The organism is Streptomyces sp. CNH287 (genome assembly GCF_000424825.1).
Genome location: NZ_AUKQ01000004.1, coordinates 356,665 through 382,332, shown reverse-complemented (window position 1 = coordinate 382,332; position 25,668 = coordinate 356,665). Strand labels below are relative to the sequence as shown.

21 protein-coding genes are annotated in these 25,668 nt (G+C 72.2%); 5 read left to right on the top strand and 16 right to left on the bottom strand.

All coding sequences use genetic code 11. The features are described from left to right. Nucleotides 1–5: 5 nt before the first annotated feature. The 6 genes from H299_RS0104665 to H299_RS32160 form a co-directional block, all read right to left on the bottom strand. Entirely contained in the window at nucleotides 6–617 is a 612-nt protein-coding gene (locus H299_RS0104665) for a hypothetical protein (protein WP_027747465.1), read from the bottom strand. An 80-nt stretch (nucleotides 618–697) separates the two neighbouring features. Next, complete coding sequence (locus H299_RS0104660) at nucleotides 698–1,129, bottom strand: hypothetical protein (RefSeq protein ID WP_027747464.1); 432 nt, start codon at nucleotides 1,127–1,129, stop codon at nucleotides 698–700. Nucleotides 1,130–1,234: 105 nt separating this feature from the next. Further along, on the bottom strand, nucleotides 1,235–2,512 hold the full coding sequence (locus H299_RS0104655) for a phosphatase PAP2 family protein (RefSeq protein ID WP_037757711.1): 1,278 nt from the start codon (nucleotides 2,510–2,512) through the stop codon (nucleotides 1,235–1,237). A gap of 470 nt (nucleotides 2,513–2,982) precedes the next feature. Then, complete coding sequence (locus tag H299_RS0104650) at nucleotides 2,983–3,558, bottom strand: dihydrofolate reductase family protein (protein WP_027747462.1); 576 nt, start codon at nucleotides 3,556–3,558, stop codon at nucleotides 2,983–2,985. A 303-nt stretch (nucleotides 3,559–3,861) separates the two neighbouring features. Then, entirely contained in the window at nucleotides 3,862–5,994 is a 2,133-nt protein-coding gene (locus H299_RS37340; RefSeq protein WP_078512463.1) for a tetratricopeptide repeat protein, read from the bottom strand. 241 nt (nucleotides 5,995–6,235) lie between these two features. Further along, nucleotides 6,236–7,021 carry a TetR/AcrR family transcriptional regulator gene (locus H299_RS32160; protein ID WP_037757708.1) on the bottom strand — a complete coding sequence of 262 codons (786 nt, stop codon included), beginning with the start codon at nucleotides 7,019–7,021 and terminating at the stop codon, nucleotides 6,236–6,238. Between the two features lie 260 nt (nucleotides 7,022–7,281). Here H299_RS32160 and H299_RS0104635 point away from each other — a divergent pair, with 260 nt between their 5' ends. Continuing rightward, nucleotides 7,282–9,528, top strand: a complete 2,247-nt coding sequence (locus H299_RS0104635; RefSeq protein ID WP_027747461.1) for an MMPL family transporter — start codon at nucleotides 7,282–7,284, stop codon at nucleotides 9,526–9,528. A 69-nt stretch (nucleotides 9,529–9,597) separates the two neighbouring features. Here H299_RS0104635 and H299_RS0104630 read toward each other — a convergent pair whose 3' ends face one another. The 7 genes from H299_RS0104630 to H299_RS0104600 are packed head-to-tail and all read right to left on the bottom strand — an operon-like array spanning nucleotide 9,598 to nucleotide 17,420. Further along, nucleotides 9,598–10,632, bottom strand: coding sequence for a 2-hydroxyacid dehydrogenase (locus tag H299_RS0104630; RefSeq protein WP_027747460.1), 1,035 nt, complete (start codon nucleotides 10,630–10,632; stop codon nucleotides 9,598–9,600). Beyond that, nucleotides 10,629–11,252, bottom strand: coding sequence for a histidine phosphatase family protein (locus tag H299_RS0104625; RefSeq protein WP_027747459.1), 624 nt, complete (start codon nucleotides 11,250–11,252; stop codon nucleotides 10,629–10,631). Before H299_RS0104625 ends, H299_RS0104630 begins: the two co-directional genes overlap by 4 nt. Beyond that, nucleotides 11,249–12,736: an FGGY family carbohydrate kinase gene (locus tag H299_RS0104620; RefSeq protein ID WP_027747458.1), complete on the bottom strand. Its 1,488-nt coding sequence runs from the start codon at nucleotides 12,734–12,736 to the stop codon at nucleotides 11,249–11,251. Before H299_RS0104620 ends, H299_RS0104625 begins: the two co-directional genes overlap by 4 nt. Continuing rightward, nucleotides 12,733–14,229 carry an FGGY-family carbohydrate kinase gene (locus H299_RS0104615; RefSeq protein ID WP_027747457.1) on the bottom strand — a complete coding sequence of 499 codons (1,497 nt, stop codon included), beginning with the start codon at nucleotides 14,227–14,229 and terminating at the stop codon, nucleotides 12,733–12,735. The genes H299_RS0104620 and H299_RS0104615 overlap by 4 nt, the downstream gene beginning before the upstream one ends. A 5-nt stretch (nucleotides 14,230–14,234) precedes the next feature. Continuing rightward, nucleotides 14,235–15,485 carry an ABC transporter permease subunit gene (locus tag H299_RS0104610; RefSeq protein WP_027747456.1) on the bottom strand — a complete coding sequence of 417 codons (1,251 nt, stop codon included), beginning with the start codon at nucleotides 15,483–15,485 and terminating at the stop codon, nucleotides 14,235–14,237. Continuing rightward, nucleotides 15,482–16,303: an ATP-binding cassette domain-containing protein gene (locus H299_RS0104605; protein ID WP_199782391.1), complete on the bottom strand. Its 822-nt coding sequence runs from the start codon at nucleotides 16,301–16,303 to the stop codon at nucleotides 15,482–15,484. Before H299_RS0104605 ends, H299_RS0104610 begins: the two co-directional genes overlap by 4 nt. Nucleotides 16,304–16,346: 43 nt before the next feature. Beyond that, nucleotides 16,347–17,420: an ABC transporter substrate-binding protein gene (locus H299_RS0104600; protein ID WP_027747454.1), complete on the bottom strand. Its 1,074-nt coding sequence runs from the start codon at nucleotides 17,418–17,420 to the stop codon at nucleotides 16,347–16,349. A gap of 307 nt (nucleotides 17,421–17,727) precedes the next feature. Here H299_RS0104600 and H299_RS0104595 point away from each other — a divergent pair, with 307 nt between their 5' ends. The 4 genes from H299_RS0104595 to H299_RS32155 all read left to right on the top strand — a co-directional run bounded on the left by H299_RS0104595 (nucleotide 17,728) and on the right by H299_RS32155 (nucleotide 22,977). Beyond that, nucleotides 17,728–18,534: a DeoR/GlpR family DNA-binding transcription regulator gene (locus tag H299_RS0104595; protein WP_078512462.1), complete on the top strand. Its 807-nt coding sequence runs from the start codon at nucleotides 17,728–17,730 to the stop codon at nucleotides 18,532–18,534. Nucleotides 18,535–18,699: 165 nt separating this feature from the next. Beyond that, nucleotides 18,700–20,946 carry an MMPL family transporter gene (locus H299_RS0104590; RefSeq protein WP_027747452.1) on the top strand — a complete coding sequence of 749 codons (2,247 nt, stop codon included), beginning with the start codon at nucleotides 18,700–18,702 and terminating at the stop codon, nucleotides 20,944–20,946. A gap of 115 nt (nucleotides 20,947–21,061) precedes the next feature. Further along, complete coding sequence (locus H299_RS0104585) at nucleotides 21,062–22,219, top strand: sensor histidine kinase (RefSeq protein ID WP_027747451.1); 1,158 nt, start codon at nucleotides 21,062–21,064, stop codon at nucleotides 22,217–22,219. Between the two features lie 17 nt (nucleotides 22,220–22,236). Further along, nucleotides 22,237–22,977 carry a response regulator transcription factor gene (locus H299_RS32155; protein ID WP_078512461.1) on the top strand — a complete coding sequence of 247 codons (741 nt, stop codon included), beginning with the start codon at nucleotides 22,237–22,239 and terminating at the stop codon, nucleotides 22,975–22,977. Here H299_RS32155 and H299_RS0104565 read toward each other — a convergent pair. The 3 genes from H299_RS0104565 to H299_RS0104555 form a co-directional block, all read right to left on the bottom strand. Continuing rightward, on the bottom strand, nucleotides 22,922–23,731 hold the full coding sequence (locus tag H299_RS0104565; protein WP_027747449.1) for an SDR family oxidoreductase: 810 nt from the start codon (nucleotides 23,729–23,731) through the stop codon (nucleotides 22,922–22,924). The two genes, H299_RS32155 and H299_RS0104565, sit on opposite strands and share 56 nt — an antisense overlap. Further along, nucleotides 23,728–24,384, bottom strand: a complete 657-nt coding sequence (locus H299_RS0104560) for a TetR/AcrR family transcriptional regulator (protein ID WP_027747448.1) — start codon at nucleotides 24,382–24,384, stop codon at nucleotides 23,728–23,730. Before H299_RS0104560 ends, H299_RS0104565 begins: the two co-directional genes overlap by 4 nt. 154 nt (nucleotides 24,385–24,538) lie before the next feature. Continuing rightward, the gene (locus H299_RS0104555) at nucleotides 24,539–25,558 is read right to left on the bottom strand and encodes a glutathione S-transferase C-terminal domain-containing protein (RefSeq protein WP_027747447.1); all 1,020 of its coding nucleotides are present in this window, start codon (nucleotides 25,556–25,558) and stop codon (nucleotides 24,539–24,541) included. Nucleotides 25,559–25,668 lie beyond the last annotated feature (110 nt).

Below are 25,668 nucleotides of genomic sequence, written 5' to 3'. Positions count from 1 at the left end.
CGGGATCATCTTTGGCGCGCCGTGGTGACCTCGCCCGCCCACGTACGCAGGGCGACAATGTGGCCGAGCATGCTTGAGTACGAGGCGAATGCCGGCGCGATGACCTCTTCCACCGGATCTCCGTCGGCGACGGCGTCCGCGAAGATATACCCGTCGCACTCAAAGATGCGCTCGTCCTCCGTATGTCTGGTGTCGACGAACAGGTAGGAGTCTTCCGAACCGTGCGACCCCCCGATCACATAGCCGTGTGCGTGTTCCACAAGTTCGGCAAGCAGCTCATCCCCAGCGTTACCCAGGCCGATGCTGTACCAGATGTCGCCCTCCAGGTCGGACGCGCCGCACTCGTAGTCGAATCCGTCGAACAGTGCCAGAAGCGGCGAGTGGGTAAAGGAGAGGGCGAGCCTGGAGCGTTGAATATGCGGCGGCAACACGAGGCCGTACCCGGATTCCACTTGCGCCAAGGAAGCCTCGGTGTCCCTCGCGAAAGAAAGTGAAGGGAATCGCTTGATGAATCGATTGAAGTTCTGCCTGTCAAGCTGCGGCAGGTCGGCATCACGAACCCAGTGGAGGGCCGTATCGGCATCGCCGAAGACTTCTCGTCCTGTCGAGATCCCCATGCTTTACCGCCCCCAACTGGCGAAAGTTTCCCCTTGTGCCATGGCGAGTCCTTTGTGGTTCCCCGTACCATCGCTTCCCCTTACGACCTGGTCCGCAAGAAGTCAGCTTCCCCCAGGCACTCGGCGGCGTCGTAGAGAAAGTCGATGTACGCTCTGTACGCTGGCCCGTAGGCTTCCTTGGCCAACAGTATGTGGTCCTCCCGCTCTGCGGGACGCGCCGTGATCGCCCGCAGCACGACGACTCCGAAACGCTCCAACGCCCTGGTTGCTGCGAGGGCGCGGGCGGCCACCGCCTCCGGCCCCTCGGCAACCACGGCGGATTCCAGCGGAGCGAGCCCCTCGGCGGGGGCGCGCCAGGAGGCGAGGGTGTCGGCGAGCGATTGCGCGGTCTCGGCCTCGTCCATGTCGGCCGTCAGCGCGACCTCGAGGTACGACTGCCGGACGCGGTCGAGATTCGCTGTGCACGCATCGGCGTAATTCCCGTAGATAGACTCGCGTGAGCGTTGCCCCATGACGGCATCCCCTCTCCTCGTCCGGTGGTTCGGGCGCAGGGCCCCGGAGCCCACCGGCCCGGCCGGGCCGGTGGGGCCGGTGGGACGACCTGACGCAAGCGCGCCTCAGACCAGCTCGGGCTGCGGTTCCCGTTGCGTCGGCGGCACCGGTGCGGGCTTCGGTTCCCACGACCTGGTGGTGCGCACGTAGAGGTGAACCACCGAGGCAGTCGCCAGGAGGAACAGCGGGCCGAACACCCACGGATACGTGGCCATCTCCATCGGCAGATAGCGGTAGGAGACCAGGAACACGGCGAAGACGGTGGTGCCATAGGCGACCAGCTGGATTCCCGACCGGTCCCAGCCGCGGTCGAACGCACGCAGCGCCGCCTCGATCGTGACAGCGAACACCACTCCGGCAATGATGTCCACGCCGTAGTGGTAACCGAATCCCAGCGTCGCGCCGAGTGTGGCGATCAGCCAGAGCGTGCCCAGGAGTTGCAGCATGCGCGGGCCCCTGCGGGAATGAATGAAGATCACGACAGCCCATGCCGTGTGCAGGCTCGGCATGCAGTTGCGCGGGGTGATCTCGTCGTGTGGCATCCACTGCGGCGTCTCGATCGGCGGCGGCGTGTCCGGCCACAGGTTGGCCACCGCCCAGGGGCCGCCGTCGGCGCCGTAGGCGTAGATCGGTCCGACCACCGGGAAGATCATGTAGATGGCCGGCCCGAGAAGGCCGATCACCAGGAAGGTGCGCACCAGATGATGACTCGGGAACCGGCCCTCGTCCGCCACACGGCGCATCTGATACGCCGCGACGATGACCGCCGCCAACGCGAGCTGCACGTAGACCCAGTCGAGGATGCCGGTACCGATCGGGCCGGTGGCCCTGACGATCCGACCCGCCACCCACGACGGATCACCCAGCGCGTGATCGGCGGTCGCCACGTACTGGTCGAGCACCGTGGTACGGGTCGTCGAAGTGATGAGCAGCCAGGTCTCGCCGGTCTTGCGGCCGGCCACCAGCACCAGGCCCAGCCCGACGCCCTTCAGGAGCAGGATGCGTTCCCGGCCGGTGCGGCGCGTGACGGCGATGACCGCGAAGGCCAGGATCACCCACAGCGCACCGTTGCCGAAGTACATCTTCGCGTCGACCGCCCACCGCACGGGCAGGTAGGCGATATCGATGCTGATCGCGGCGGCGGTTCCGATGATCCGCTGCCGCCAGGGGAGCACCACCATCATCAACGCCATGCTGGCGTACAGCAGCGGCCCTGATTTCGGGGTGAATATCACCTCTCGTGCCTGAGTGGCGACCGGCCCCGGCAGACCGTAGTGATGCGCAGCGATCTCCATCGCGATGAAGAACCCGAGAGTCGCCACACCCGCCGTGACCCACAACATCGCCTGCGGCTGACGGCACACGGCAGATATGCGGTGCACTTGTGCAGATATTCGTGAAGTTATAGATGTCAATTTTCAGCCGATTTGTTAGTTTTCGGTAGCAGCGCATGCTTCGACTAGACGCATGCCTTTCCGGGGAAGAACGGGCGATCAGGGTGGACACCGTGAGGCCGGTCGTGCTAGCGGAGCGGAATGGGTGGGTTTCGCCGGTCCCTGGTCCAGCGCCTGGGGGAAGACCGTCGAAGCTCTCGACGCCTGGCGAGCGTCGGGGGCTTCATGGATTATCAGCGGATCGAGGCCCAGGTCAAAGAGGGGGCCGGGAGGAAAGACTGTGGAGGAACCCACACCCCGCCGGTGGAGGTGGCGGGGTGGACCCCCGGTGCGGCCGGGCCTCCCGGCCCCTCGGCACCGCGCTCGGCACCGCGCTCGGCACCGGAGTCGGCGGCGGAATCGGCGCCTCCCGGGAGAGGTCAGTGGAGGGTGGGCCGGTAGATCAGCTCCTGGATACGGCCGTCGAGAGTCCGGCTCTCGAGCAGTTCCAGGTCGAAGTCCGCCGCACCCTGGAAGATCGGGTCCAGCCCGGTCCGGCCGGTGAGGGCGGGGAAGAGCGTCACCTGGAGGCGGTCGACCAGGCCGGCGGCCAGCAGCGCCCGGTTCATCGACAGACTGCCGTGCGAGCGCAACGGCACCGCGGACTCCTCCTTGAGCCGGGCGACGACGTCGACGGCGTCACCGCTCAGCACTGTCGCGTCCGGCCAGTCGAGGGGACCCTCCAGCGTCGTCGACACCACCGTCGCCGGCAGGCTCCTCATCCGGGTGACCCACGGGTCACGTACGTCGGACTCCTCGGTGCTCGCGGCCAGCATCTGCGCGAACATGCGGTACGTGCGGGCACCGAAGACCATCCGCTGCTCCGGTCCGTACAGCGAGTGACGGTGCTCGAGCAGTTCGGGGCCCTGCTTGCCCCAGTAGCCGGTCCAGTCCCCGCCGGCGGCACCGTAGCCGTCAAGGCTGGAAAAGACGTCGAAGGTGTAGGTAGCACTCATGTCGCTCTCCTCGCGTGCGGTGGGGCGGTGGGTGTCCGTACGGACGCCGGGGGCTTCGGAGACCGTCGCACCGGACAGACCCGGCGCGCTGCCGAAACTCATCGCCGTGCCCACCGCGAAGGGGCCTGACCACCCGAACGGCACCTACGCGATCACCGGCCGCCGGCCGCCCGGGACAGCGAGCGGGCAGCGCCGCGCATCCGCCGTCAGCCGCACGCTGCCCCGATGCCCCGCCGACGGCCCGCACGGCCGGTCCCTCGCGGCGCCGACTTCGCGGCGCGGGGACCGGCCGGGCGGGGGCCGTCAGGAACGGGTGATCCGCGCGAGGTTCCAGGCGTGGTTGCGACGGCACCGGATGGTCTGCGAGTCGTCCGGACCCAGCACCCGCGTCATGTCGGCGGCGAGCCGCTCCATCAGCCGGGCCGCTTCCGCGTGCTGACCGGCCTGGCCGAGGTTCCAGGCGTGGGAGTGCCGGCTGGAGAGGGTCTGCGGGTCGTCCGGACCCAGCACCCGCACCCGGTCGGCGGCGAGCACCTCCATCAGGCGGGCGGCCTCCGCATGCTCCCCCGCATGCCCCAGATCCCAGGCGTGGGAATGACGGCTGTAGAACGTCGACGGGTCATCCGGACCCAGCACCCGCGCCCGATCCGCAGCGACCTGCTCCATCAGGCGGGCAGCCTCCGCATGCTGACCGGCCTGACCCAGATTCCAGGAGTGATGGTGACGGCTGGAGATGGTCTGCGGGGCGTCGGGGCCCAGGACCCGCAGCCGGTCGGCGGCCACCTGCTCCATGAACCGGGCGGCCTCCGCGTGCTCCCCGGCGTGACCGAGGTAGACGGCGTGGTCGTGGCGGCTGTTGAGCACGTCCGGGTGATCCGGCCCCAGGGTCCGGGCCTGGTCGGCGGCGAGCACCTCCATCAGGCGGGCGGCCTGCGCATGGCCCCCGGCATGGCTGAGGTTCCAGGCGTGGGAATGACGGCTGGAGAGGGTCTGCGGGTCGTCCGGACCCAGCACCCGCACCCGGTCCACGGCAAGCGCCTCCATCAGGCGGGCGGCCTCCGCATGCTCCCCCGCATGCCCCAGATCCCAGGCGTGGGAATGACGGCTGTAGAACGTCGACGGGTCATCCGGACCCAGCACCCGCGCCCGATCCGCAGCGACCTGCTCCATCAGGCGGGCAGCCTCCGCATGCTGACCGGCCTGACCCAGATTCCAGGAGTGATGGTGACGGCTGGACAGCGTCTGCACGTCGTCCGGACCCAGCACCCGCACCCGGGCTGCGGCCACCTGCCCCATCACCCGGGCGGCCTCCGCGTGCTCCCCGGCCTGACCGAGATAGATGGCGTGGTCGTGGCTGCTCCTGAGCGTGTCGGGGTGGTCCGGCCCCAGGGTCCGGGACTGGTCCGCGGCGAGTTGCTCCATCAACCGGGCCGCGGCCAGCGGGCCGACGCTCGTCGCCGTGTGCGCGGCCTCGGTGTAGCGGCGGGTCGGCTCCTGCGGACGGGAGGTGGACGGTTCGGTGACCGTGCTCTTGTCGGCCTGCGGGGCGCCGGGGCCCGGTGGCGCGTGCTGCGGCAGCAGGAGCGTGATCGCGTGCGGCCAGAGCGTGGTGGCCGGCCACTTGTCCGGCGGGCTCCACAGCGAGGCGATGGTCTGCAGCAGTGCGGTGGGCGTCGGCCGGTCGGCCGGGTCCTTGGACAGGCAGGCGGCGACCACGTCCCGCAGGCTCTCGGGCACGGCGTCGATGTCGGGCGCGCCGTGCACGATGCGGTGCAGCAGGGCCAGCGGTGCCCCCTCTCCGAACGGCCCCCGCCCGGTGGCCGCGAAGGTCAGGACGGCGCCGAGCGCGAACACATCGCTTCCGGGCCCCTGTTCGGCGCCGTCGACCTGCTCGGGCGACATGAAGCCGGGGGTGCCCATGACCATGCCCGTGGTGGTCAGCGCGGTGCCGTCCAGGGCACGCGCGATACCGAAGTCGATGAGCCGGGGCCCGTCGGCGGCCAGCAGCACGTTCGACGGCTTGACGTCCCGGTGCAGCACCTGGGCGGTATGGATGTCCTGCAACGCCTCGGTCAGCCCGGCGGCCAGCGGCCACAGCGAGGCCAGTGGCAGCGGGCCCGCCTTGGCCACCGCCTCGGCGAGATCAGGCCCGGGCACGTACACGGTCGCCAGCCAGGGCGGGTCCCCGTCGGCCTCGGCGGCGACGATCGGCGCGGTGAAGGCGCCGCCGACGGCCCGGATGGCCGCGACCTCCTGGCCGAACCGGCGCCGGAACCCGGCCTGGCGGGCCAGGTGCGGATGTACGGTCTTGACCGCCACCGCCCGGCCGGAGGGAGAACGGCCCAAAAAGACCCGTCCCATCCCGCCCTCACCCAGCCGCCTGCGCAGCGTGTACGCCCCGACCTGCCGCGGATCTTCCGCGGCCAACTCCTCCATCCCGCCCCCTTGTTGCGATGCACCACCGAGCTCCTGATCGGCCTCGCACCGAAACTTACCCGCACCGCCCACGATCAGCCCACTCGGTGCGCACGGCTGACGGAGCGGCGGGTCCCTGCTCTGCCTCGGCGCGAGCTGACGGGCCGGACCGGGAGGGCGGGGTGACGACGCTTGGGGCGCGCCGAAACGGAGCACCCGCGGCCGCCGCGGGGCTCTCCGGAGTCGCGGACCTCACGGCAGCTCAGAGCAGAGGGGGCGCGGACGGGGGCGCGGGTCCGGCTTCCGGGGCGGCTCCGGACCCGTTCGGAATCCGGCGGTGGATGTCCGCGAGCATGTTCCGCATGGCCATGCGGAAGATCTCGGCCCGGTGGGCGCCGAGGAACGCGGTGTGCCCGAACACCTCCAGGACGACGAGGCCGTGCATGTGCCCCCAGGCGCCCAGGAAGAGGGTCACGGCGGGCGGCGGCAGGTCTCCGAGGCCGTCTCGCGGCAGGGCCTCCAGGTAGGTCCGCAGCGGAGGCGAGAGCGCGGAGGTCTCGGCCGCGGCCAGCTGCGCCGGGGTGAACCCGCGGAACATCTCCCGCTGGAAGATCGCGGCCATCCGGCGGACCGCCTGGGTGGTGGAGCCTCCGACGGGCGCCTCGTAGTGCCGCAGCGGTGCGCCGTAGAGGAGTTGGAACAGCTCGGGGTGTGCGATGCCCCAGCCGCGGTAGCCCTCGGCGGCGACCACCAGGCCCGGCACGCCCGGGTGGTCCGCCGCGGAGTCGGCGGCGGCCCGCACGGCGGCGGCGAGGTCGTCGTAGGTCTTGGTGACGAGCGCGGTGACGAGGTCGTCCCGGCTCGGGAAGTAATGGTAGAGCGCCTGCACGGTCATGCCCAGGCTCCGGGCGACCGCGCGCAGGGACAGGGCGGCGGGCCCGTGTTCGGTGATGTGGTGCTCGGCGGCGGTGAGGATCTCGCGGGCGGCGGCGGCCCGGCGCCGCTGGCGCAGTGTGGGGACGGGCGCTTCGGGTTCGGCTGGGGACATGCAGCGACCGTACGGCGTCCACCGGCGCGATGTGCACCCTGTGAAGAAATTCTCACACTGCCAAACCCTGTTGCTCCTCGCTAACGTCGACAGCGGCGACGAGGAGTGCGACACCGCGCTCCCGGGTCCCGGCCCGCGTCGTCTTCGCGGCGTCCGGCACGGACGCACGGCTTGCGCCCCCGCTGCCTGGCCTGGCCGTCAAGTGGCCCACGCCTTTTCAGCTATGCCTTTTCACCGTGGGAATCCGAAGGAGATTATGCGTGTTTGAACGCATCGCCGAACTGGCAATTCGCCGGTCCCGGCTGGTACTCGTGATCGCCACCGTGGCCTTCGTGGTCATGGGAGTGGTGGGCGCCGGCGCGTTCGGCAAGCTGGTGGAGGGCGGCACCGACGACCCGAACGCCCAGTCCACCAGGGCCGAGCAGCTCATCGAGGAGAAGTTCGGCGGCGAGACGAACCTGATCCTCCTGGTCCGCGCGCCCCAGGGCCGCGTCGACGCCCCCTCGGCCGAACGGGCGGGCCGGGCGCTGGTGGCCGACCTCGAGAAAGAGGCGCACCTGGAGAACGTGGTCTCGTACTGGGGCACCGACAGCCCCGCCCTGCGCTCCGAGGACGGCCGCGAGGCCATGGTGCTCGCCCACGTCGAGGGCGACGAGACCGAACGGGCGAAGAACGCGGAGAGCATCCTCGACACCTACACCGGCACCTACGGGGGCAAGCTCGCCGTCACCGCCGGAGGCGGCATCGCCGTGGGCGCCGACCTGTCCACACAGGTGCCCAAGGACCTCCTGCTGGCCGAGATGATCGCCGTGCCACTGACCCTGATACTGCTCCTGATCGTCTTCGGGAGCGTGGTGGCCGCCCTGCTGCCGCTGGTCATCGGCACGGTCGCGATCGCGGGCACGTTCGCCGAACTCGCCCTGCTGGGCGGCGTCACCGATGTCTCCATCTTCGCGACCAACCTCACCACCGCCCTGGGACTCGGGCTGGGCATCGACTACGCGCTGCTGATGATCAGCCGGTTCCGGGAGCAACTCGCCGGCGGGGCGGAGGTGGAGGACGCCGTCCGGCACACCGTGCGCACCGCGGGCCGTACGGTCGCCTTCTCCGCCGCCACCGTGGCCGTCGCACTCGCCGCGCTCCTGGTCTTCCCCCAGTACTTCCTGCGCTCGTTCGCCTACGCGGGCGTCGGGGTCGTCGTCATCGCCGCCGTGAGCACGCTGTTCGTGATGCCCGCCCTGCTCGCCGTGCTGGGGCACCGGGTCAACAAGGGGCGGATGCCGTGGGCGAGGACGGCGGGGCGCGCCGGCACCCGCGCTCCCGTGTGGGGGCGGCTGGCCCGCGTGGTGATGCGGCGGCCCGCGCTCACCGCGCTGCCGGTCCTGGCGGTGCTGGTGCTGGCCGCGAGCCCGCTGCTGGGCATCAGCTTCGGCACGCCGGACGAGCGGGTGCTGCCGAAGGACGCCGAGAGCCGCGAGGTGGCGACGGCGCTGCGGGAGAACTTCGACGGGAACGACGACGCGGCGATCCACGTCGTGACCCAGGAGGGCGTGGACGGGGCGGCGCTGGGCGCCTACGCCGCCGATCTCTCCCGCCTGGAGGGCGTCGTCCGCGTCGAGTCGGCCACCGGTACGTATCTCGACGGCGAGTCCACCGCGCCCGGCCAGGCCGCACTCGGCCGTCCCGACGCCCAGCGGATCACCGTGGTGAGCACCCTGGCGCCGAAGTCGGGTGCGGCGCAGGATCTGGTCAAGGAGGTACGGGCGACCGAGCCGCCGCAGGGGTCGCGCCCCCTGGTGGGCGGCACCGACGCCGAACTGATCGACTCCAAGGACTCCATCGCCGGCCGGCTGCCGCTCGCGGTGACCCTGGTGGCCCTCAGCACCTTCCTCCTCCTCTTCCTGTTCACCGGCAGCCTCCTCCAGCCGCTGCGCGCGCTGGTCCTCAACCTGATCAGCCTGGGCGCGGCCCTCGGCGTGATGACCTGGATCTTCCAGGACGGCAACCTCGCCTCCGTGCTGGGCTTCACCCCGCAGCCGATGGAGACGGCGATGACGGTGCTGATGTTCTGCATCGCCTTCGGCCTCTCGATGGACTACGAGGTCTTCGTCACCAGCCGCATCAAGGAACTCCACGATCAGGGCGAGGACAACGAGAGCGCGGTGGTCAACGGCCTGGGGCACACGGGGCGCATCGTCAGCGCGGCGGCGCTGCTGCTGGCGGTGAGCTTCTTCGCCTTCGGGACGTCCAAGGTCAGCTTCATGCAGATGTTCGGCCTGGGCAGCGGTCTGGCCATCCTCATCGACGCCGTCGCCGTACGCGGTGTCCTCGTACCCGCCGCGATGCGCCTGCTGGGGCGCTCGGCCTGGTACGCGCCCGGCCCGCTGCGGAAGCTGCACCGGCGCTTCGGCCTCAGTGAAGGCGGTCCCGCGGCGGTTCCGGCGCTCGCGGTGGTGCCGGAGCCTGCGGCCCCCTCTCCGCGGCAGACCAGCTCCGCGGGCGGCTGACGGCCGGCCCAGCGCCCGCCGCCGCGCGGTGCCCGCCTCCCCCACACGGAGGCGGGCACCGCCGCGCGTTCAGCCGGAGGCCGTCAGCACCTCGGGATTCGCGCAGTGCACGAGGGGCTCGCCCGCCAGGAACCTGGCCGCCTCCGAGGCCACGATGGCGGCGGCGTTGTGCGCGGTCTGCTTGCTGGCCCCGGCCAGGTGCGGCGTCATGACGAGGTGGGGCGTGGTCAGCAGCCGCGAGCCGGCGGGGAGCGGCTCCTGCGGGAAGACGTCGAAGGCCGCGCCGAAGAGCTGCCCCGAGTCCAGGGCGTCGCACACGGCGTCGTAGTCGACGAGCGATCCGCGGGCGCAGTTGACCAGTACGCCGCCCGCGGGCATCAGGCCGATCAGCTGCCGGGAGATGAGGCCCTCGGTCTCCGGCGTCGCGCGGGCGTGGACGGTGACGAACTGGGAGCGCCGCATGAGGTCGGCCAGGTCGGTGACCTCGGCCGGTGCCGCGTCCTCGGCCCGCACGAAGGGGTCGGCCACGAGCACGTGCGCGCCGAAGCCGCGGAGGATGCGGGCGACGCGCGAGCCGATGGCGCCGTATCCGACGATGCCGACCGTGCTGCCCTGGAGTTCGGGACCGACCTTCTCGAACATGTAGTAGTCGCCCCGCCAGGTGCTCGCGGCGAGGTCCGCGTGGGTGGCGGGGACGCGGCGGGCCGCGGCCGTCATGAGGGCGACCGTGTGCTCGGCGGTGGCGGTGGCGTTGCGGCCGGGGGCGAAGGAGACGGCGACGCCGTGCCGGGTGGCGGCCTGGAGGTTGGCGTTGACGGGGCCGCCCCGGCTCACGCAGAACAGGCGCAGGTCCGGGCTGGCCTTCAGGACGCGCTCGGTCAGCGGCGCCATCTGGGTGACGCAGACGTCCACGCCGTGCAGCGCCTCGATGAGCTGGTCCTCGGTGCCGGACGCCTCCCGTACCTCGGCCACGTCGCCGAACGGCTCGAGAGGCCAGGGCAGGGTCAGTTCACGGAAGGCCGCCTCCGGTGCCACCGGCCGGAGCCGTTCGGTCAGCAGGGAGTTGAGGACGAAGTGGTCACCGGCGGTCAGGATGGTGGTCACCTGAAGGCTCCTGGGGTCACGGGTCGGTTCAGGGTGAGCAGCGAGGGCCCGCTGTCACGCAAGATGAGTTCGTTGAGCGCGCAGTTGTCCAGGAACGGGAAGATCCGGCGGTACTCGCGCAGCGGCAGGCCCAGCATGCGGCACAGCGCGAGCCGGATGGCGGTGGTGTGCGCCACCACCAGGACGCGGCCCTCGCGGTGCTCGGCCTGGAGGTCGGCGAGGAACTCGCGGTAGCGGTCGCTGGCGTCGCGGGGGTGCTCCCCGCTGGGGAGGTGGTTCGCCACCGGGTCGGCCTTGAAGGCGGCGAGCTGTTCGGGGAAGCGCTCCCGCATCTCCGCGCGGGTGAGGCCCTCGGCGATGCCGAAGTCGAGTTCGCGCAGGCGCGGGTCCACGTTCACGGGCAGTCCGGCGCGCTCCGCGCTGTCGTGCGCCGTCTCCTGCGAACGGGTCAGCGGGGAGGCCCAGACGGCGGTCAGGTCCGCCTTCTCGGCCCAGTCCGCGAGCGCGTGTGCCTGGCGGCGGCCGCGTTCGGTGAGCGCGATGTCGGAGCTGCCGGCATACCGGTTCTCGGCGTGCCACACCGTCTCCCCGTGCCGGACGAAGATGACATGGAGGCTCATAGCGCCGTCCTCTCTCGTGCGTGGGCCGCGACGACGCCGGGGAGCCAGCCGCGTTGGACAAGCAGGTCGAGCAGCCGGAGGTAGCCCTCCTCGTGCGCGGCTCGGTGCGCGCCGCGTGGTTCGAGGGTCCGGTCGAGCCGCACCATGGCGGCGGCCACGGCGTCCAGCGGGGTACGGCTCGACGCGGCCAGCACCGCCATGCCGAGGGCGGGCTGCGCGTGGCGCGGCAGGGTCACCGGGCGTTGCAGCACGTCGGCCCGCAGCTGGTTCCACAGGTGGTTGCGGGTGGCTCCGCCGGTGAGCACGACCGCGCCGCCGGTCGGGGCGCCGAGCTGGTCCACGTAGTCGAAGCAGAGCCGTTCGACGTACGCGGCGCCCTGCATGAGCGCGGCGAAGGACTCGGCCCGGCCGGCGGGTTCACGGCTGCCGAACGCGCGTGCGCCGGGGGCGAGGAAGGGGAAGCGCTCGCCCGGGGAGACCAGCGGGTAGCGCAGGAGGCCGGTGGGCAGCAGTGCCGCGGCCTCCTGGGTGAGCACGTCCAGGTCGGCGTCGGCGAACTCCCGGGCGACCAGGCCGGCGCCGACGCTGGAGGCGCCGCCGGGCAGCCAGTGGCCGGAGGGCGAGCGGTGCGAGTAGACGACTCCGTGCGGGTCGTGGACGAGGTCCTCGGTGACTCCCTTGAGTACCAGGGTGGTGCCCATCACGGAGTTCCAGCTGCCGACAGAGGTCGCGCCGGAGGCCAGTTGGGCCGCGCAGCCGTCGGTCATCCCGGCGACGATGGCGGTGCCCTCGGCGAGGCCGGTCTCGGCCGCCGCAGCGGCGCAGACCTGGCCGATGACCGTGCCGGGCAGCACCAGCTCGGGCAGCATCGCGCGCGGGATCTCCAGCGCCTCGAGCACTTCCTCGGGCCAGCTCACCCGCGCGGCGTCGGCGCCGGTCTTGAGGGCGTTGCTGGTGTCGGCGGCCACCTGGCGGCCCGCGAGCCTGCGGTTGACGACGTCGTTCTGGTGCGCCAGCCGCCAGCCGTCCTGGGCCGCGCGGGGGAACCGTTTGAGCAGCCAGCGCAGCTTGGGCAGCGCCCAGGACCGCTGCATCCGCTGGTATCCGGCCCTGGCCCACTGCCGCTCCCCGGCGGCGTTGACCTCTTCCGCCTCCGTACCGGCGCGCCCGTCGTCGTACATCAGCGCGGGGGTCATGGCCGCGCCGCGGCGGTCCAGCAGGGTGATGGTGCCGGAGGTGGCGTCCACGGCCACCCCTTGGACGCGGCGCAGGTCGGCGCCCGCCGTACGGGCCTGGCCGATGGCCGTGCACACCGCGCGCCACCACTCCTCGGGGTCCTGCTCGTGGTGGTCGCCCGTGCGGCTGCTGGTCAGCGGGGCCGAGCCGGTGCCCAGCACGGTGCCGTCGGCCGTGGCGACGACCACGCGGACGCCCTGCGTGCCCAGGTCGACGCCCAGCCAGGCGTCCCCGGAGAGGGCCCTCACGCGCCGGCTCCGTCGTGCGTGGGCGTCTGGCCCTCTCGCCACAGGGGCCGGTTCAGCTCCCGCAGGCGCAGGAAGTCGGCGTACCGCTCGCTGAAGCCCTCGAACGCCGCCGGATCGGGCCGGTGGGTGGCGGCGACCGCCACGTGCCGGGCGGCGGCGGAGACGAAGTCGGGTTCCTGGCCGGTGGCGACCAGGCCGGTCAGCCAGGCGCCGCGCGCGCCGACCTCCGTGTCGGCGGGGATCGTCACCGGAAGGCCGGTCACGTCGGCGATCAGCCGCATCCAGAAGTCGCTCCGGGTGCCGCCGCCGCAGAGCGCCAGGGTGCCGGGGGCGCCGGGGGCCGCGGCCAGGCAGTCGCGGATGGTCATGGTGACGCCCTCCACCAGCGCCCGGGCCACGTCCTCGCGGCCGGCCTCCAGGGAGAGGCCGGTCAGCGAGCCGCGCGCGGCGGGGTCGAAGAAGGGGGCCCGCTCGCCGGCCGGCGAGAGGTAGGGGACGAACCGCACTCCGGCGGTGTTCCGGCTGCCCCGCGCCGCCAGGCTCATCAGCTCGGAGACGGAGGCCAGCCCGAGCATCCCCCTCCCCCAGTCGAGTACGTCGCCGCCGCTCATGGTCGGGAAGGCGCGCAGGTAGCGGCCGGGGACGCCGAGCGTGACGGTGATGCCCACCCGCTCGTCGGTGACCACGGTGTCCGTGACGACCTCCGTGGCCAGCGTGGTGCCCAGGATGCAGGCGGCCTGGCCGGTGTTGACCGCGCCGGCGCCGATGGCGGTGGCGCAGATGTCGTAGGGGGCCAGCACCACCGGGACGCCCGCGGGCAGTCCGGTCTCGGCCGCCGCCGAGGCGCTGAGCGTGCTGACGCGGTGGTCGTCGTCGCGCAGTTCGGGCAGGAGCCGCCGGGCCCACTCCAGTCCGTAGAGCGGGAAGAGCCGGTCGGACCACTCGCGGCGGCGCAGGTCCAGGAACGGCGCGGAGGCGTCCGACTCGTCGACGGCGGGCTGCCCCGTCAGCTTGAGGTGGACCCAGCCGCCGCAGGTCAGCAGGTGGCTCGAGCGGGCCATCCGGTCCGGGTCGTGCTCGCCCAGCCAGGCCAGCACGGCGTTGGGCATCCCGGTGGAGATCCGCGACCCGCAGATCCCGAACGCCTCCTGCGCGACCCCCTCGCGCTCCCAGGCGGCGATCTGGGCGGTGGCGCGTCCGTCGTTCCACAGCACGGCCGGTCCGGTGGGGCGGCCCTGGCCGTCGACCAGCCAGGCGCCGTCGCCCTGGGCGGTGACCGCGACCATGCCGGGTGGCCGGGGCAGCGCGTCGGCGACCTCGCGTACGGCGGCGGCGACCGCGGTCCAGACCTCCGCCATGTCCTGCTCGGCCCATCCGGGGTTCGGCCGCCGCACCTGGGTCGGCCGGCGGCTGACGGCAAGCTCCGTCCCGTCGTCGCCGTAGCCGACGGCCTTGATGGTGGTGGTGCCCGCATCGATGGCGATGGCGGTCATGCGCGTCACCCCCGCCCGTGCGCCTGGCGCGAGCGCCGGGCGACGGAGTCCAGGCCCACCGCGATGAGCAGCACCGCACCGGTGATCATGAACCGGTAGGAGGAGTCGAGGTTGAGCAGCGTCAGCCCGCTGGAGATCGACTGGATGACCAGCACGCCGAGCAGCGCGGCGAAGGCCGAGCCGCGCCCGCCGAAGAGGCTGGTACCGCCGATCACCGCCGCGGCGATGGCGTTGAGGTTGACGTCCCCGGTGCCCGTGCTCTGGTTCGCCGCGGCCAGCCGGGAGGCGGCGAGGATGCCGCCGAGCGCGGCCAGCGCGGAGCACATCACGAACGCCGAGGTGTAGACGCGCCGCACGTTGATGCCGGCCCTGCGGGACGCCTCGGCGTTGCCGCCGACCGCGTAGAGCGAGCGGCCGAACTTCGTGCGCGTGAAGAGGTAGTGCATCACCAGCACCAGCGCGACGAAGAAGACGAACATCCAGGCGACGCCGCGGGTGCGGTTGAGGTAGAAGACCGTGAGCAGCAGTCCGGCCAGCAGCAGCGAGGACTGCATGAGCAGCCACTGCAGCGAGGAGGACGAGAGCCCGGCGCCGCGGCGAGTACGGGCGCGTACCCAGCCGTTGGCCAGGAAGCCGCCCGCCGCCGCCACCGCCAGGGCGTAGGAGAGCCAGCCGGGGACGAACCACAGCTGTGCGAACTTCACCAGCTGGGAGTCGTAGGGCAGGTTGATCGCGTTCTGGCCGCGCAGCAGCCACAGCTGGACGCCGAGGAAGGCCAGCAGTCCGCCCAGGGTGACCACGAAGCTGGGCACGCCGAAGCGGTTGAGCACCTGTCCGTAGAGCCAGCCGATCAGGCAGCCGGCGGCGATGGCGGCGAGCAGGGCCAGCCACATCGACTGCTCGTGCTTGACCATGACGACGGCCGTGATAGCGGCCGAGACGCCGCTGACCGAGCCGATGGACAGGTCGATCTGGCCGACCAGCAGGGCGCACACCACGCCCAGCGCGAGGACGCCCACCGGGACCATGTCGAAGGTCAGGTTCACCAGGTTGGTGCTGGAGAGGAACGTCTGGTTCAGCGACTGGAAGATCGTCCAGATCACCACGATGCCGGCGACGACGGGCAGCATGCCCAGGTCTCCGTCCCGCACGCGGCGGATCGAGGCCCGGACGCTGTCGGCGATGCCCTGCGGCGTCACGAGACGCTCGTCCTGCTGGTCGGTGGCCGCTGCCACCGCGGTGTCGGTGGAGGTCACTGCACTTCCTTCTCTGCCCGAGGGGAGGCCGCGCGGCGTGCGACGCGCCGCGAGACCACGTTGTCGGTGGCGCCGGTGATGGCGGCGATGATCTCTTCGGAGGAGACGTCGCCGACGTCGTACACGCCGTTGTTGCGGCCCAGTCGCAGCACCGCGACGCGGTCGGCGACGGCGCGGACGTCCTCCATGTTGTGGCTGATCATGACCACGCCGAGCCCGTTGTGCTTGAGCCGCTCGACCAGGTTGAGGACCTCGGCCGTCTGCGCGACGCCCAGCGCGGCCGTCGGCTCGTCCAGCAGGATGATCTTGGGATCGCTCAGGAGGGACCGGGCGATGGCGACCGTCTGCCGCTGACCGCCCGAGAGGGCGGCCACCGGGACGCTGAGGGTGGGGATCTTGGCCGACAGCTGGCGCAGCAGCTCCCAGGAGCGCTTCTCCATGGCGACTTCGTCCAGCATCCAGGGCCGCAGCTCCTGGCCCAGGAACAGGTTCGCCTTGACGTCGAGGTTCTCGCACAGGGCGAGGTCCTGGAAGACCGTGGCGATGCCCCTCGCGTGGGCGAGTGCCGGGGAGCCGAGCGACTCCTCCTTGCCGTGCAGGAAGATCTGGCCCGCGTCGGGTGCGTAGACCCCCGAAAGGACCTTCACCAGCGTCGACTTGCCCGCGCCGTTGTCCCCGACGATGGCCACCACCTCGCCGGCGGAGACGTCGAGGTCGATATCGGTCAGCGCGGCGACCGCGCCGAAGCGCTTGCAGATTCCCCTCAGCGACAACACGGTGTCCGTGCCCGCACCGGTAACCGCGGTGCCTGTCATCATGGCCCTCTTCTCTCGGTGTCCGCAGCCCTCAGACTTCGGATCGCTACTTGATGCCCAGGCGCTCGCAGTCGGCGGCGTACTTCTTGGTGCACACGTCCTTGACCTCGACCACCGCGTCCGGCCCGAAGATGACCTTCTTGAGGTTCTCCTGGGTCACCACGGTCGGCTCGAACAGCTGCGACGGGGTGTCGAACAGCTCGGTCTCCGCCTTGGGCTTCTCGCCCTGCATCAGCTGGTGGGCGACCTCGGCCGCCGCGTTGGCGACGGTCTTGATCGGCTTGGAGATGGTGTTGTACTGGTCGCCCGCGATGACTCGCTGGATCGCGGCCAGTTCCGCGTCGTTGCCGGTGATCGGCGGGACCTGCACGTCCGCGGCCTTGAACGCGGCGGTCGCGCCGCCGCTGGTGCCGTCGTTGGCCGCCACCACACCGGCGATCTTGCCGCGGTACTGGGCGATCTGACCGCTCACCCACTGCTGGGCCTTCTCCGGCGACCAGTCCGGGGTGTCGTACTCGGCGAGCCGCTTGTAGCCGCTGTCGTCGACGGCGTTGTGGATGCCCTTCTTGATCAGCGCGGCGGCGGCGTCCGTGGGCGACCCGTTGACCAGGAGCAGCCCGCCCTTGGCCTTGGTCTTCTTCAGGTGGTCGACCAGCGACTGGGCGATGGACTCGCCGATCGCCTCGTTGTCGAAGGACACGTAGAAGTCGGCGGCCTTCTTGGGGATCGGACGGTCGTAGGCGATCACCTTGACGCCCTGGGACTGCGCGGTCTGCACGATCGTGGCCGCCGCGGCCGAGTCGACCGGGTCGAGCACGAGCACCTTGGCGCCCTGCGCGATCGCGGAGTTGGCCTGCTGCTGCTGGAGCGAGGCGTCGCTGTCGGCGTTCTGGTAGATCACCTTGCAGTCCGCGCACAGCTTGGCCATCCGCTTCTTGAACAGCGGGGCGTCGTACTGCTCGTAGCGGGGCGAGGCGAGGTCGGGCATCAGGAACGCGACCTTGCCCTTGCCGTTGCCGCCGCCCTCCTTGGCGTTCCCGGAATCCGGCTCCTCGGCGCATCCGGTGAGAACGCCCACGGCGAGGATGCCGGTGAGAACACCGCTGGCCAGTTTTCTCATGGTTCCGCTCCTTGATCCGGGACCGCGCAGCCGTCGGCCGGCCCGCTGTGATGTACCGCACAAGAAACCCGCGTGTTCGGCAGGTGTCAACACACTCCGAGAAGTGAACACCGAAGCATGATTCATTAATCATCAGAGCTGTTCACTCACCTGGCACAGGTGAACATCGGTGTGTCATGCTCCCCGAAGAGCGCGCCATGGACCGAGCTGTAGCACGCTCCTCGCAGATGGGAGGCGAGCCACGGGCGAGATCAAAAAGACACACCCGGCACATGTTCTGTTAACAGAAAGGGAACAGAGGGAGTCCATGGAGGAAGAGCTAGATCCGGCCACCGACGGCGGCGGTCGCGGACCGCGCGAGCGGCGGGAGCGGATCAAGAGCCGGGTGGTCGACGAGGGCTTCGTGCGCATCGAACGGCTCGCCGACGAGCTGGGCGTGACACCGATGACGATCCGGCGCGATCTGGACTATCTCCAGGGCAAGGGGTGGCTGCGGAAGGTGCGCGGCGGGGCGACCGCGCAGCCCTCGACCGCGTTCCACGGGGACATCCGGCACCGCACCCAGGCCATGGCGGAGGAGAAGGGCGCGCTCGCCCGGGCCGCCCTCCCCCTCGTCCAGCCCGGGCAGTCCCTCATCGTCGACGAGAGCACCACCGGCCTCGCGCTCGCCGGACTGCTCTCGCAGCGGGCGCCGCTGACGGTCATCACCAACTTCGTACCCGTCATCCAGGTCCTGGCCGGCAGTCCGGGAATCGAGCTGATCTCACTCGGCGGCGCGTACTACCCGGCCTACGACGCGTTCCTCGGCATACGGACCATCGACGCGGTCAACAGCCTGCGCGCCGACACGCTGTTCGTCTCCACGACCGCCATCACCCGCGGCCACTGCTACCACCAGTCGCAGGAGACGGTGGGCGTCAAGCGGGCGCTGATGGACGCCTGCGACCGCAAGGTCCTGCTGGCCGACCACACCAAGTTCCAGCGCCGCGGCCTCTATCAGCTCGCCCCCGTCACCGCGTTCGACCTCGTCATCGTCGACGCCGGCATACCGGCGTACGACCTCGACGCGCTCCAGGCCAGCGGCGTGGAGGTGCTCGTCGCCCCCGCGGGGTGAGCCGGCCCGCCGCGGCGGCCCCGTCCTACCCGTGGGGGACGAGGGCCCGGCCGAGCCCGTACTCGTTATTGAGCAGCCGGGTCGCTCGGCCCGGAGGACGACGGGCCCGGGCCCGTCCGGAAAGGCTGGTGAGGTCCCCCGGAACAGATACGGAGACCTCATTCCATGGCCACCTTCTTGTACCGACTGGGCCGCTGGGCCTTCAGGCGGCGCCGCCGCGTAGCGCTGCTGTGGGTGGCGGTGCCGGCCGTCGCCGTCTTCGCCGCCCTCCACGCAGCAGAGCCTCCCGACGACTCGTCCTCGATGCCGGGGATCGAGTCCCAGGAGGCGTTCGACCTCATCAACGAGCGGTTCCCGGGGACCGAGGCGGACGGCGCGGACGCCCGGATCGTCTTCGTCGCCGAGGACGGGAGGAAGGTCACCTCCGGCCCCGACCGCGCGGCCGTCGAGGCCCTGGTGGCCGAGGTGGCCCAGGGGCCGCAGGTGGCCGAGGTGGTGGGCCCGTTCGAGGGGCGGGCGGTGAGCGAGGACGGGTCCACCGCGTACGCAGCCGTCACCTACGAGGTGCGGGAGGGAGATCTCACCGACGCCGCCACCGGGGCGCTGGAGCGGGCCGTCGAGAGGGCCCGGGACGCGGGACTGACCGTCGAGGCGGGCGGTTCGGCGCTGGAGACGGAGTCGGCGGCCGGGACGGGTGAGGTGATCGGCGTCGGCATCGCCGCGGTGGTACTGCTGATCACCTTCGGCTCGCTGGCCGCCGCCGGGCTGCCGCTGCTGACCGCCCTGCTCGGCGTGGGCATCAGCGTCTCCGCGATCATCGCGCTGGGCAGCGTCCTCGGCCTGTCCTCGACCAACGGCGAGCTGGCCATGATGCTGGGGATCGCGGTCGGCATCGACTACTCCATGTTCGTGGTCTCCCGCTACCGCGAGGAGCGCGCCCGGGGGCACGCCCCCCGCGAGGCCGTCGGGCTGGCTGCGGGCACCGCCGGCTCCGCGGTGGTCTTCGCCGGGCTGACCGTCGTCATCGCGCTGGCCGGGCTCTCCGTGGTCGGTGTCCCGATGCTGACCAAGATGGGGCTGACCGCGGCGGGTGCGGTGCTCATGGGTGTACTGATCGCGCTGACGCTGGTCCCCGCGCTGCTCGGGTTCTGGCCGGACGCGGTCCTGGCGCGCCGGGTCCGCAAGGGAGGCCGGGGCCGCCGGGGAGACCGCCGCGGCGGTGCGACAGTCCCGGCCGCGGAGCGGGGGCGGACGGGCGGCGCGGGCGAGCGCTGGGCGCGGTTCGTGCTGCGCCGCCCGGTGCTCGTGCTGGTCGTCTCGGTCCTGGGCCTGGGCGCGCTCGCCGTGCCGGCGGCGGATCTGCGGCTGGGCATGCCCGGCGACGAGGCCCGTTCCACCGCGACCACGGAGCGCCGCGCCTACGACGCCCTCGCCAAGGGTTTCGGCCCGGGGTTCAACGGGCCTCTCACCGTCGTCGTGGACGCGCGGGGAGCCGACGACACCCGGGCCGCGACGGAAGCGGTCGCCGCGAAGCTCGCCGGCACCGAGGGCGTCGCCTCCGTCTCCCCGGCCCGCTTCAACGAGGCGGAGGACACCGCGGTGCTCGCCGCCGTCCCGTCCACCGCACCCACCAGCGAGCGGACGAAGGACCTCGTCCACACCCTGCGCGGCGGACGCCCCGCCATCGAGGCCGCCACCGGCGCGACCTTCGAGGTGACCGGCACCACCGCGCTCGACATCGACGTCGCCCAGAAGATGCAGGACGCGCTGGTCCCCTACCTGTCGGTCGTGGTCGGCCTGGCCTTCCTGCTGCTGATGCTGGTCTTCCGCTCCGTGCTGGTGCCCCTCAAGGCCGCCGTGGGCTATCTGCTCTCGGTCCTCGCCTCCTTCGGCGCGGTCGTCACCGTCTTCCAGCACGGCAACGGGGCCGGGCTGTTCGGCGTCGAGCAGACCGGGCCGATCATGAGCATGATGCCGATCTTCCTGGTGGGCATCGTCTTCGGCCTCGCCATGGACTACCAGGTCTTCCTGGTGTCCCGGATGCGTGAGGCGTACGTCCACGGGGAGCCGCCCGGGCAGGCGATGGTGACCGGTTTCCGGCTCAGCGCCCCGATCGTGGTGGCGGCGGCGCTGATCATGGTGGGCGTCTTCGCCGGGTTCATGACCGCCGACGATTCCATGGTCAAGATGGTCGGCTTCGGACTGGCCGTCGCCGTCATCTTCGACGCCCTCGTGGTCCGGATGGCGTTCGTACCCGCCGTCCTCGCCCTGCTCGGCAGGGCCGCCTGGTGGCTGCCGCGCCCGCTGGAACGGCTGCTGCCGCGCGTCGACGTGGAGGGCGAGGCCCTACGGGAGCGGGCCGCCCTCCCCGCCCCGGCCGAGGACGGCCCGCCGGGCCGGGTGCCCGTCTGACGGCGGCGGGCCGCCCGCCCCGGGCCGGGCGCGGGCGGCCCGCGCCTGGCCGGGGCGGCGCCGCGTGACCCACCATGAGTCCAGAACGAGACCGGATGCCCGACCGGAGGAGGCCATGTCCACCAGCTGGCGACGGTACGCCGACCACCACCCCCGCCTCGTCGAGGCGGCGTTCGTGCTGCTGCTCTACGTCGCGACGGCCAAGCAGTACGACCAAGGCGGACCCGGCTGGTGGCCCGGGCTGCCCCTGGCGACCGCCGCCTGCCTCGCACTGCCGTGGCGGCGGCGCCACCCGCGCGGCGTCGTCGCGGCCACCGCCGCCTGCGCCGTCCTCTCCAGCGGCCTGGGGTACGAGGTCTCCGCGCTGCTGCTGCTCCCCCTGATCGTCGCGTTCTACGAGCTGACGGTCCGCCTCCCGCAGCGGACCGCGTACGCGCACCACCTCGCCGCCGCCGCCCTGATCGCCCTCACGGCGCTGGTCTTCGACCAGCCGGACCAGCCCCTGGCCGACAGGGCGGTCGCGCCCGCCTTCTGGCTGCTGCTGCCCGTCCTCCAGGGGTCGGCGGTACGGGCGCGGCGCGCGTATCTGGACGCCGTACACACCCGTGCGGAAAACGCCGAGCGCACCCGCGAGGAGGAGGCCCGCCGGCGCGTCGCCGAGGAACGCGTGCGCATCGCCCGCGAGTTGCACGACGTCGTCGCCCACCACATGGCACTGGCCCACGCCCAGGCGGGCACCGCCGCCCACCTCGCCCGCGAACGCCCCGAGGAGGCCGCGCGCCTCCTCGACGAGCTGGGCACCACCACCGCCGCCGCGCTGCGCGAACTCCAGGCCACCGTCGGCCTCCTGCGCCGGCCGGACGATCCCGAGGAGCCGCTGGACCCGGCCCCCGGGCTCGCCCGGCTCCCCGAGCTGGTCGCCGCCTTCGCGTCGGCCGGACTCCAGGTCGCCGTCACCGTCGAGGGTGAGGAGCGGCCGCTCTCGCCCGGGGTGGACCTCACCGCGTTCCGGATCGTGCAGGAGGCGCTCACCAACGTCGCCAAGCACGCCGCCGGCAGCACGGCGCGCGTCGGACTCGCCTACGTCCACGACCGGCTGACCCTCACGGTCAGCGACGACGGCGGCCCCTCCCCGCTCCCGCCGGTCCCCGGCGGAGGATTCGGGATCGTCGGCATGCGGGAGCGCGCCCGGTCCGCCGGCGGCCGCCTCCGTACCGGCCCCCGCCCCGGGGGCGGCTTCCTGGTCACCGCCGAACTGCCCCTCCACTCCTGATCCCCGAAAGAGCCCTGATGACCATCCGCGTGCTACTCGCCGACGACCAGACCCTGCTGCGGGCGACCTTCCGCATCCTGATCGACTCCTGCGCGGACATGGAGGTGGTGGACGAGGCCGAGGACGGCGGACGGGCCGTCGAACTCGCGCGCGCCCACCGCCCCGACGTCGTCCTGATGGACATCCGCATGCCCGGCACCGACGGTCTCGCGGCCACCAGCGCCATCTGCGCCGACCCCGGGCTGCGGAGCACCCGCGTCCTGATCCTCACCACCTTCCAGACCGAGGAGCACGTCGCCCGCGCGCTGCGCGTCGGCGCGAGCGGCTTCCTGGGCAAGGACGTCTCCGCCGACGCGCTCCTGGAGGGCATCCGCACCGTGGCCGCCGGGGACGCGCTGCTCTCCCCCGCGGCCACGCACTCCCTCATCACCCGCTTCCTGGCCACCCCCGAGCACGGCGCCGACGCGCAACTCGCCGCGGATCTGGTTACGCTCACCGCCCGCGAACGCGAGGTGACGGCCATGGCCGCAGAGGGGAAGTCCAACACCGAGATCGCCGAGGAGCTGTTCGTCAGCCCGCTGACCGTACGCACCCACATCCAGCGGGCCAAGACGAAGCTGGGCGCGCGGGACCGCGCCCAGCTGGTCGTCTTCGCCTACCGGTCCGGCCTCGCGGGCGGAGCCCCGCAGCGAGAGGGCGCGGTCAGCGCAGACCGTGACGGCGGGAGACCAGGCGCTCGGCGGCGGTACGGGAGGTGAGGCGGCGCAGCGCGAAGGCCAGCGGCGCGTTGCTGCCCACCGCGTACAGCGGTTTCGGCCGGGCGGCCTCGATCGCCCGGACCACGGTGCCCGCCACCCGCTCCGCCGGGACGCCCCGCGCCTCGTTGGCGTTCAGGGCGGCGAGCATGGTGTCGTACTCGCCCCGGTAGGGGGAGTCCGGCGCCACGTACTGGGTGCGCCGCTCGCTGATGCCGGTGCTGATCGAGCCGGGCTCGACCGTGGTGACGCCGACGCCGTAGGGGGCGACCTCGCGGCGCGCGGCGATCGCGAAGCCCTTGACGGCCGCCTTGGAGGCCACGTACGAGGAGCGGTAGGCGAGCGGGAAGCTGGCCAGCATCGAACCGACCATCACCACCCGCCCGTAGCCGCGGGCCCGCATGCCCGGCAGCACCAGCTGGGTGAGGCGCACGGCACCGAAGACGTTCAGCTGGAAGAGCCGTCCGACCGCCTCCATCGGCAGCTCCTCGATCGGGCCGCTCTGGCTCTCACCGGCGTTGTTGACCAGGATGTCCACCGGGCCGGCGGCACGCGCGCACGCCTCGATGCCCGCCTCGTCGGCGAGGTCGAGCGCGAGGTACTCCACGCCGGGGACCGGGGCGCCCACCGAGGCCGGGTCCCGGCTGGTGCCCAGGACGCGGTAGCCGCGCCGGGCGAGCGCGGCGGCCACCGCCGCGCCGATGCCCGAGGAGGCGCCCGTCACGAGCGCGGTCCTGCCGCCCGCCGGGGCCGTCACGGCGCCTCGTCCGCGACCGCGACCGGTGTGCTGTACGCGTGCAGGACGTGCAGGAACAGCTCCTCGCGGCGGCGGCGCGCCTCGCGGCCCCCCGGCTCCAGCAGCACCTGGACAGCCGTGCCGTCGTGCGCGGCCACGAGCGCGTGCCCGAGGGCTGCGGGGTCCCCGACGCGGCGGCCGGTACGCGCGAGCGCGCCGACGACCACCGGCAGGATCGCCTCCTGGAAGGACTGCTCGCGCGCGGCCATCACCCGCCGCAGCGGCGGGTTGCGCAGCGCGTGCGCGGTGAACTCCGCGGTCACCCGGTACCACGCGTCATCCAGGGGTATCGCGGCGAGCGCGGCGCGCAGCGCCTTCTCCGGGTCCTGGGGCACCTCGTCCAGGGCGGTGCGGATGTCGGCGAGCATGCGCGCCGAGCGGTCCTCCCACATGCTCAGGAACATCTCGTCCAGCGAGGAGAAGTTGGAGTAGAACGCGCCCCGGCTGTATCCGGCGCGCTCGCAGACCTGCTCGACGGTGGAGCGGCCGAAGCCCTCCTCGGCGAAGACCTCCAGCGCGGCGTCCAGCAGCCGCTGCCGCGTACGGGCGCGCCGCGCCGTGACGCGGCGCGGTCCTGCGGCGGGCGCGCCCTCCTCGGTCGCTGCTGACGGCATCGTGCACCTCCCGGTCCCGGAATCTCGATACATGAGCGTATCGGATACACTGGTGTATCGAGAAGGGTCCGGGCCCTGCGGAGAATGCCGTCCGGCGCGGTGTCGGACGGGAGCGGTGGGAGCAGCGGGCTCGGCGGGACCGGCGGGCTCGGTGTCAGGCCGGAGCGGGGGGCGCGAGTCGCTCCTCGGGCGGGGGCGGGCCCGGGGGCGTGCCGTCGCCGAAGGGGCGCCCGCCGAGCTGCTCGCGGTGATGCGGTGTCAGCCAGCCCGCGGGGTCGGGCCCGACGGGGACGATCCCCGTCGGATTGATCCCCCGATGCACCGCGTAGTAGTGCCGCTTGATGTGGTCGAAGGAGACCGTGTCCCCGAATCCCGGGGTCTGGTAGAGGTCGCGTACGTACGCCCAGAGCACCGGGTCCTCGGCGAGCTTGCGGCGGTTGCACTTGAAGTGGCCGTGATAGACGGCGTCGAAGCGCACCAGCGTGGTGAACAGCCGGATGTCGGCCTCGGTGAGGGTGTCCCCGACCAGGTAGCGGCGGTCGGCCAGCCGGGCGGAGAGCGCGTCCAGGCGGCGGAAGACGTCCCGGTAGGCGCCCTCGTACTCCTCCTGGCCGGTGGCGAAACCGGCGCGGTACACGCCGTTGTTGAGGTCCCGGAACACCTCGTCGGCGATGGCGTCGATCTCGTCCCGCAGCGGCTCGGGATACAGGTCGGGGGCGCCGGGCCGGTGCAGGGCGGTCCACTCGGTGGCCAGGTCCAGGGTGATCTGCTGGAAGTCGTTGGTGACCAGGAGCCCGCTGGGCACGTCGACGATCGCCGGGACGCTCACCCCGCCGGGGTAGCCCGTCTCCCGCGCGTCGTACGCCTCACTCAGGTAGCGGATGCCCAGGACGGGGTCCCGGCCGCCGGGGTCGAGGGTGAACCGCCAGCTGCGGTCGTCCTGGATCGGGTCGGTGACGGCGAGGGAGAGGGCTCCTTCGAGTCCGAGCAGGCGTCTGGAGACCAGGGCCCGGCTCGCCCACGGGCAGGCCAGGCTGACGACCAGCCGGTAGCGGCCCGCCTCGACGGGCCAGCCGTCCGCGCCGTCTGCCGTGACGCGGTCGGTGAAGTGGCTCGTGGACCGCTTGAACGCTTTCCTGCCGTACGCGGTGTTGCCCTCTGCCGTGTCCGTCATCCGGGCCCTCCTCGTCGTGCGATTGCGATCTCCCACCGCCACCGGACTGCCCCGGTCGTATGATCATCATGCACGGGGCCGGGCTCGGCCACCGCGCCCGCCGCCCGCGC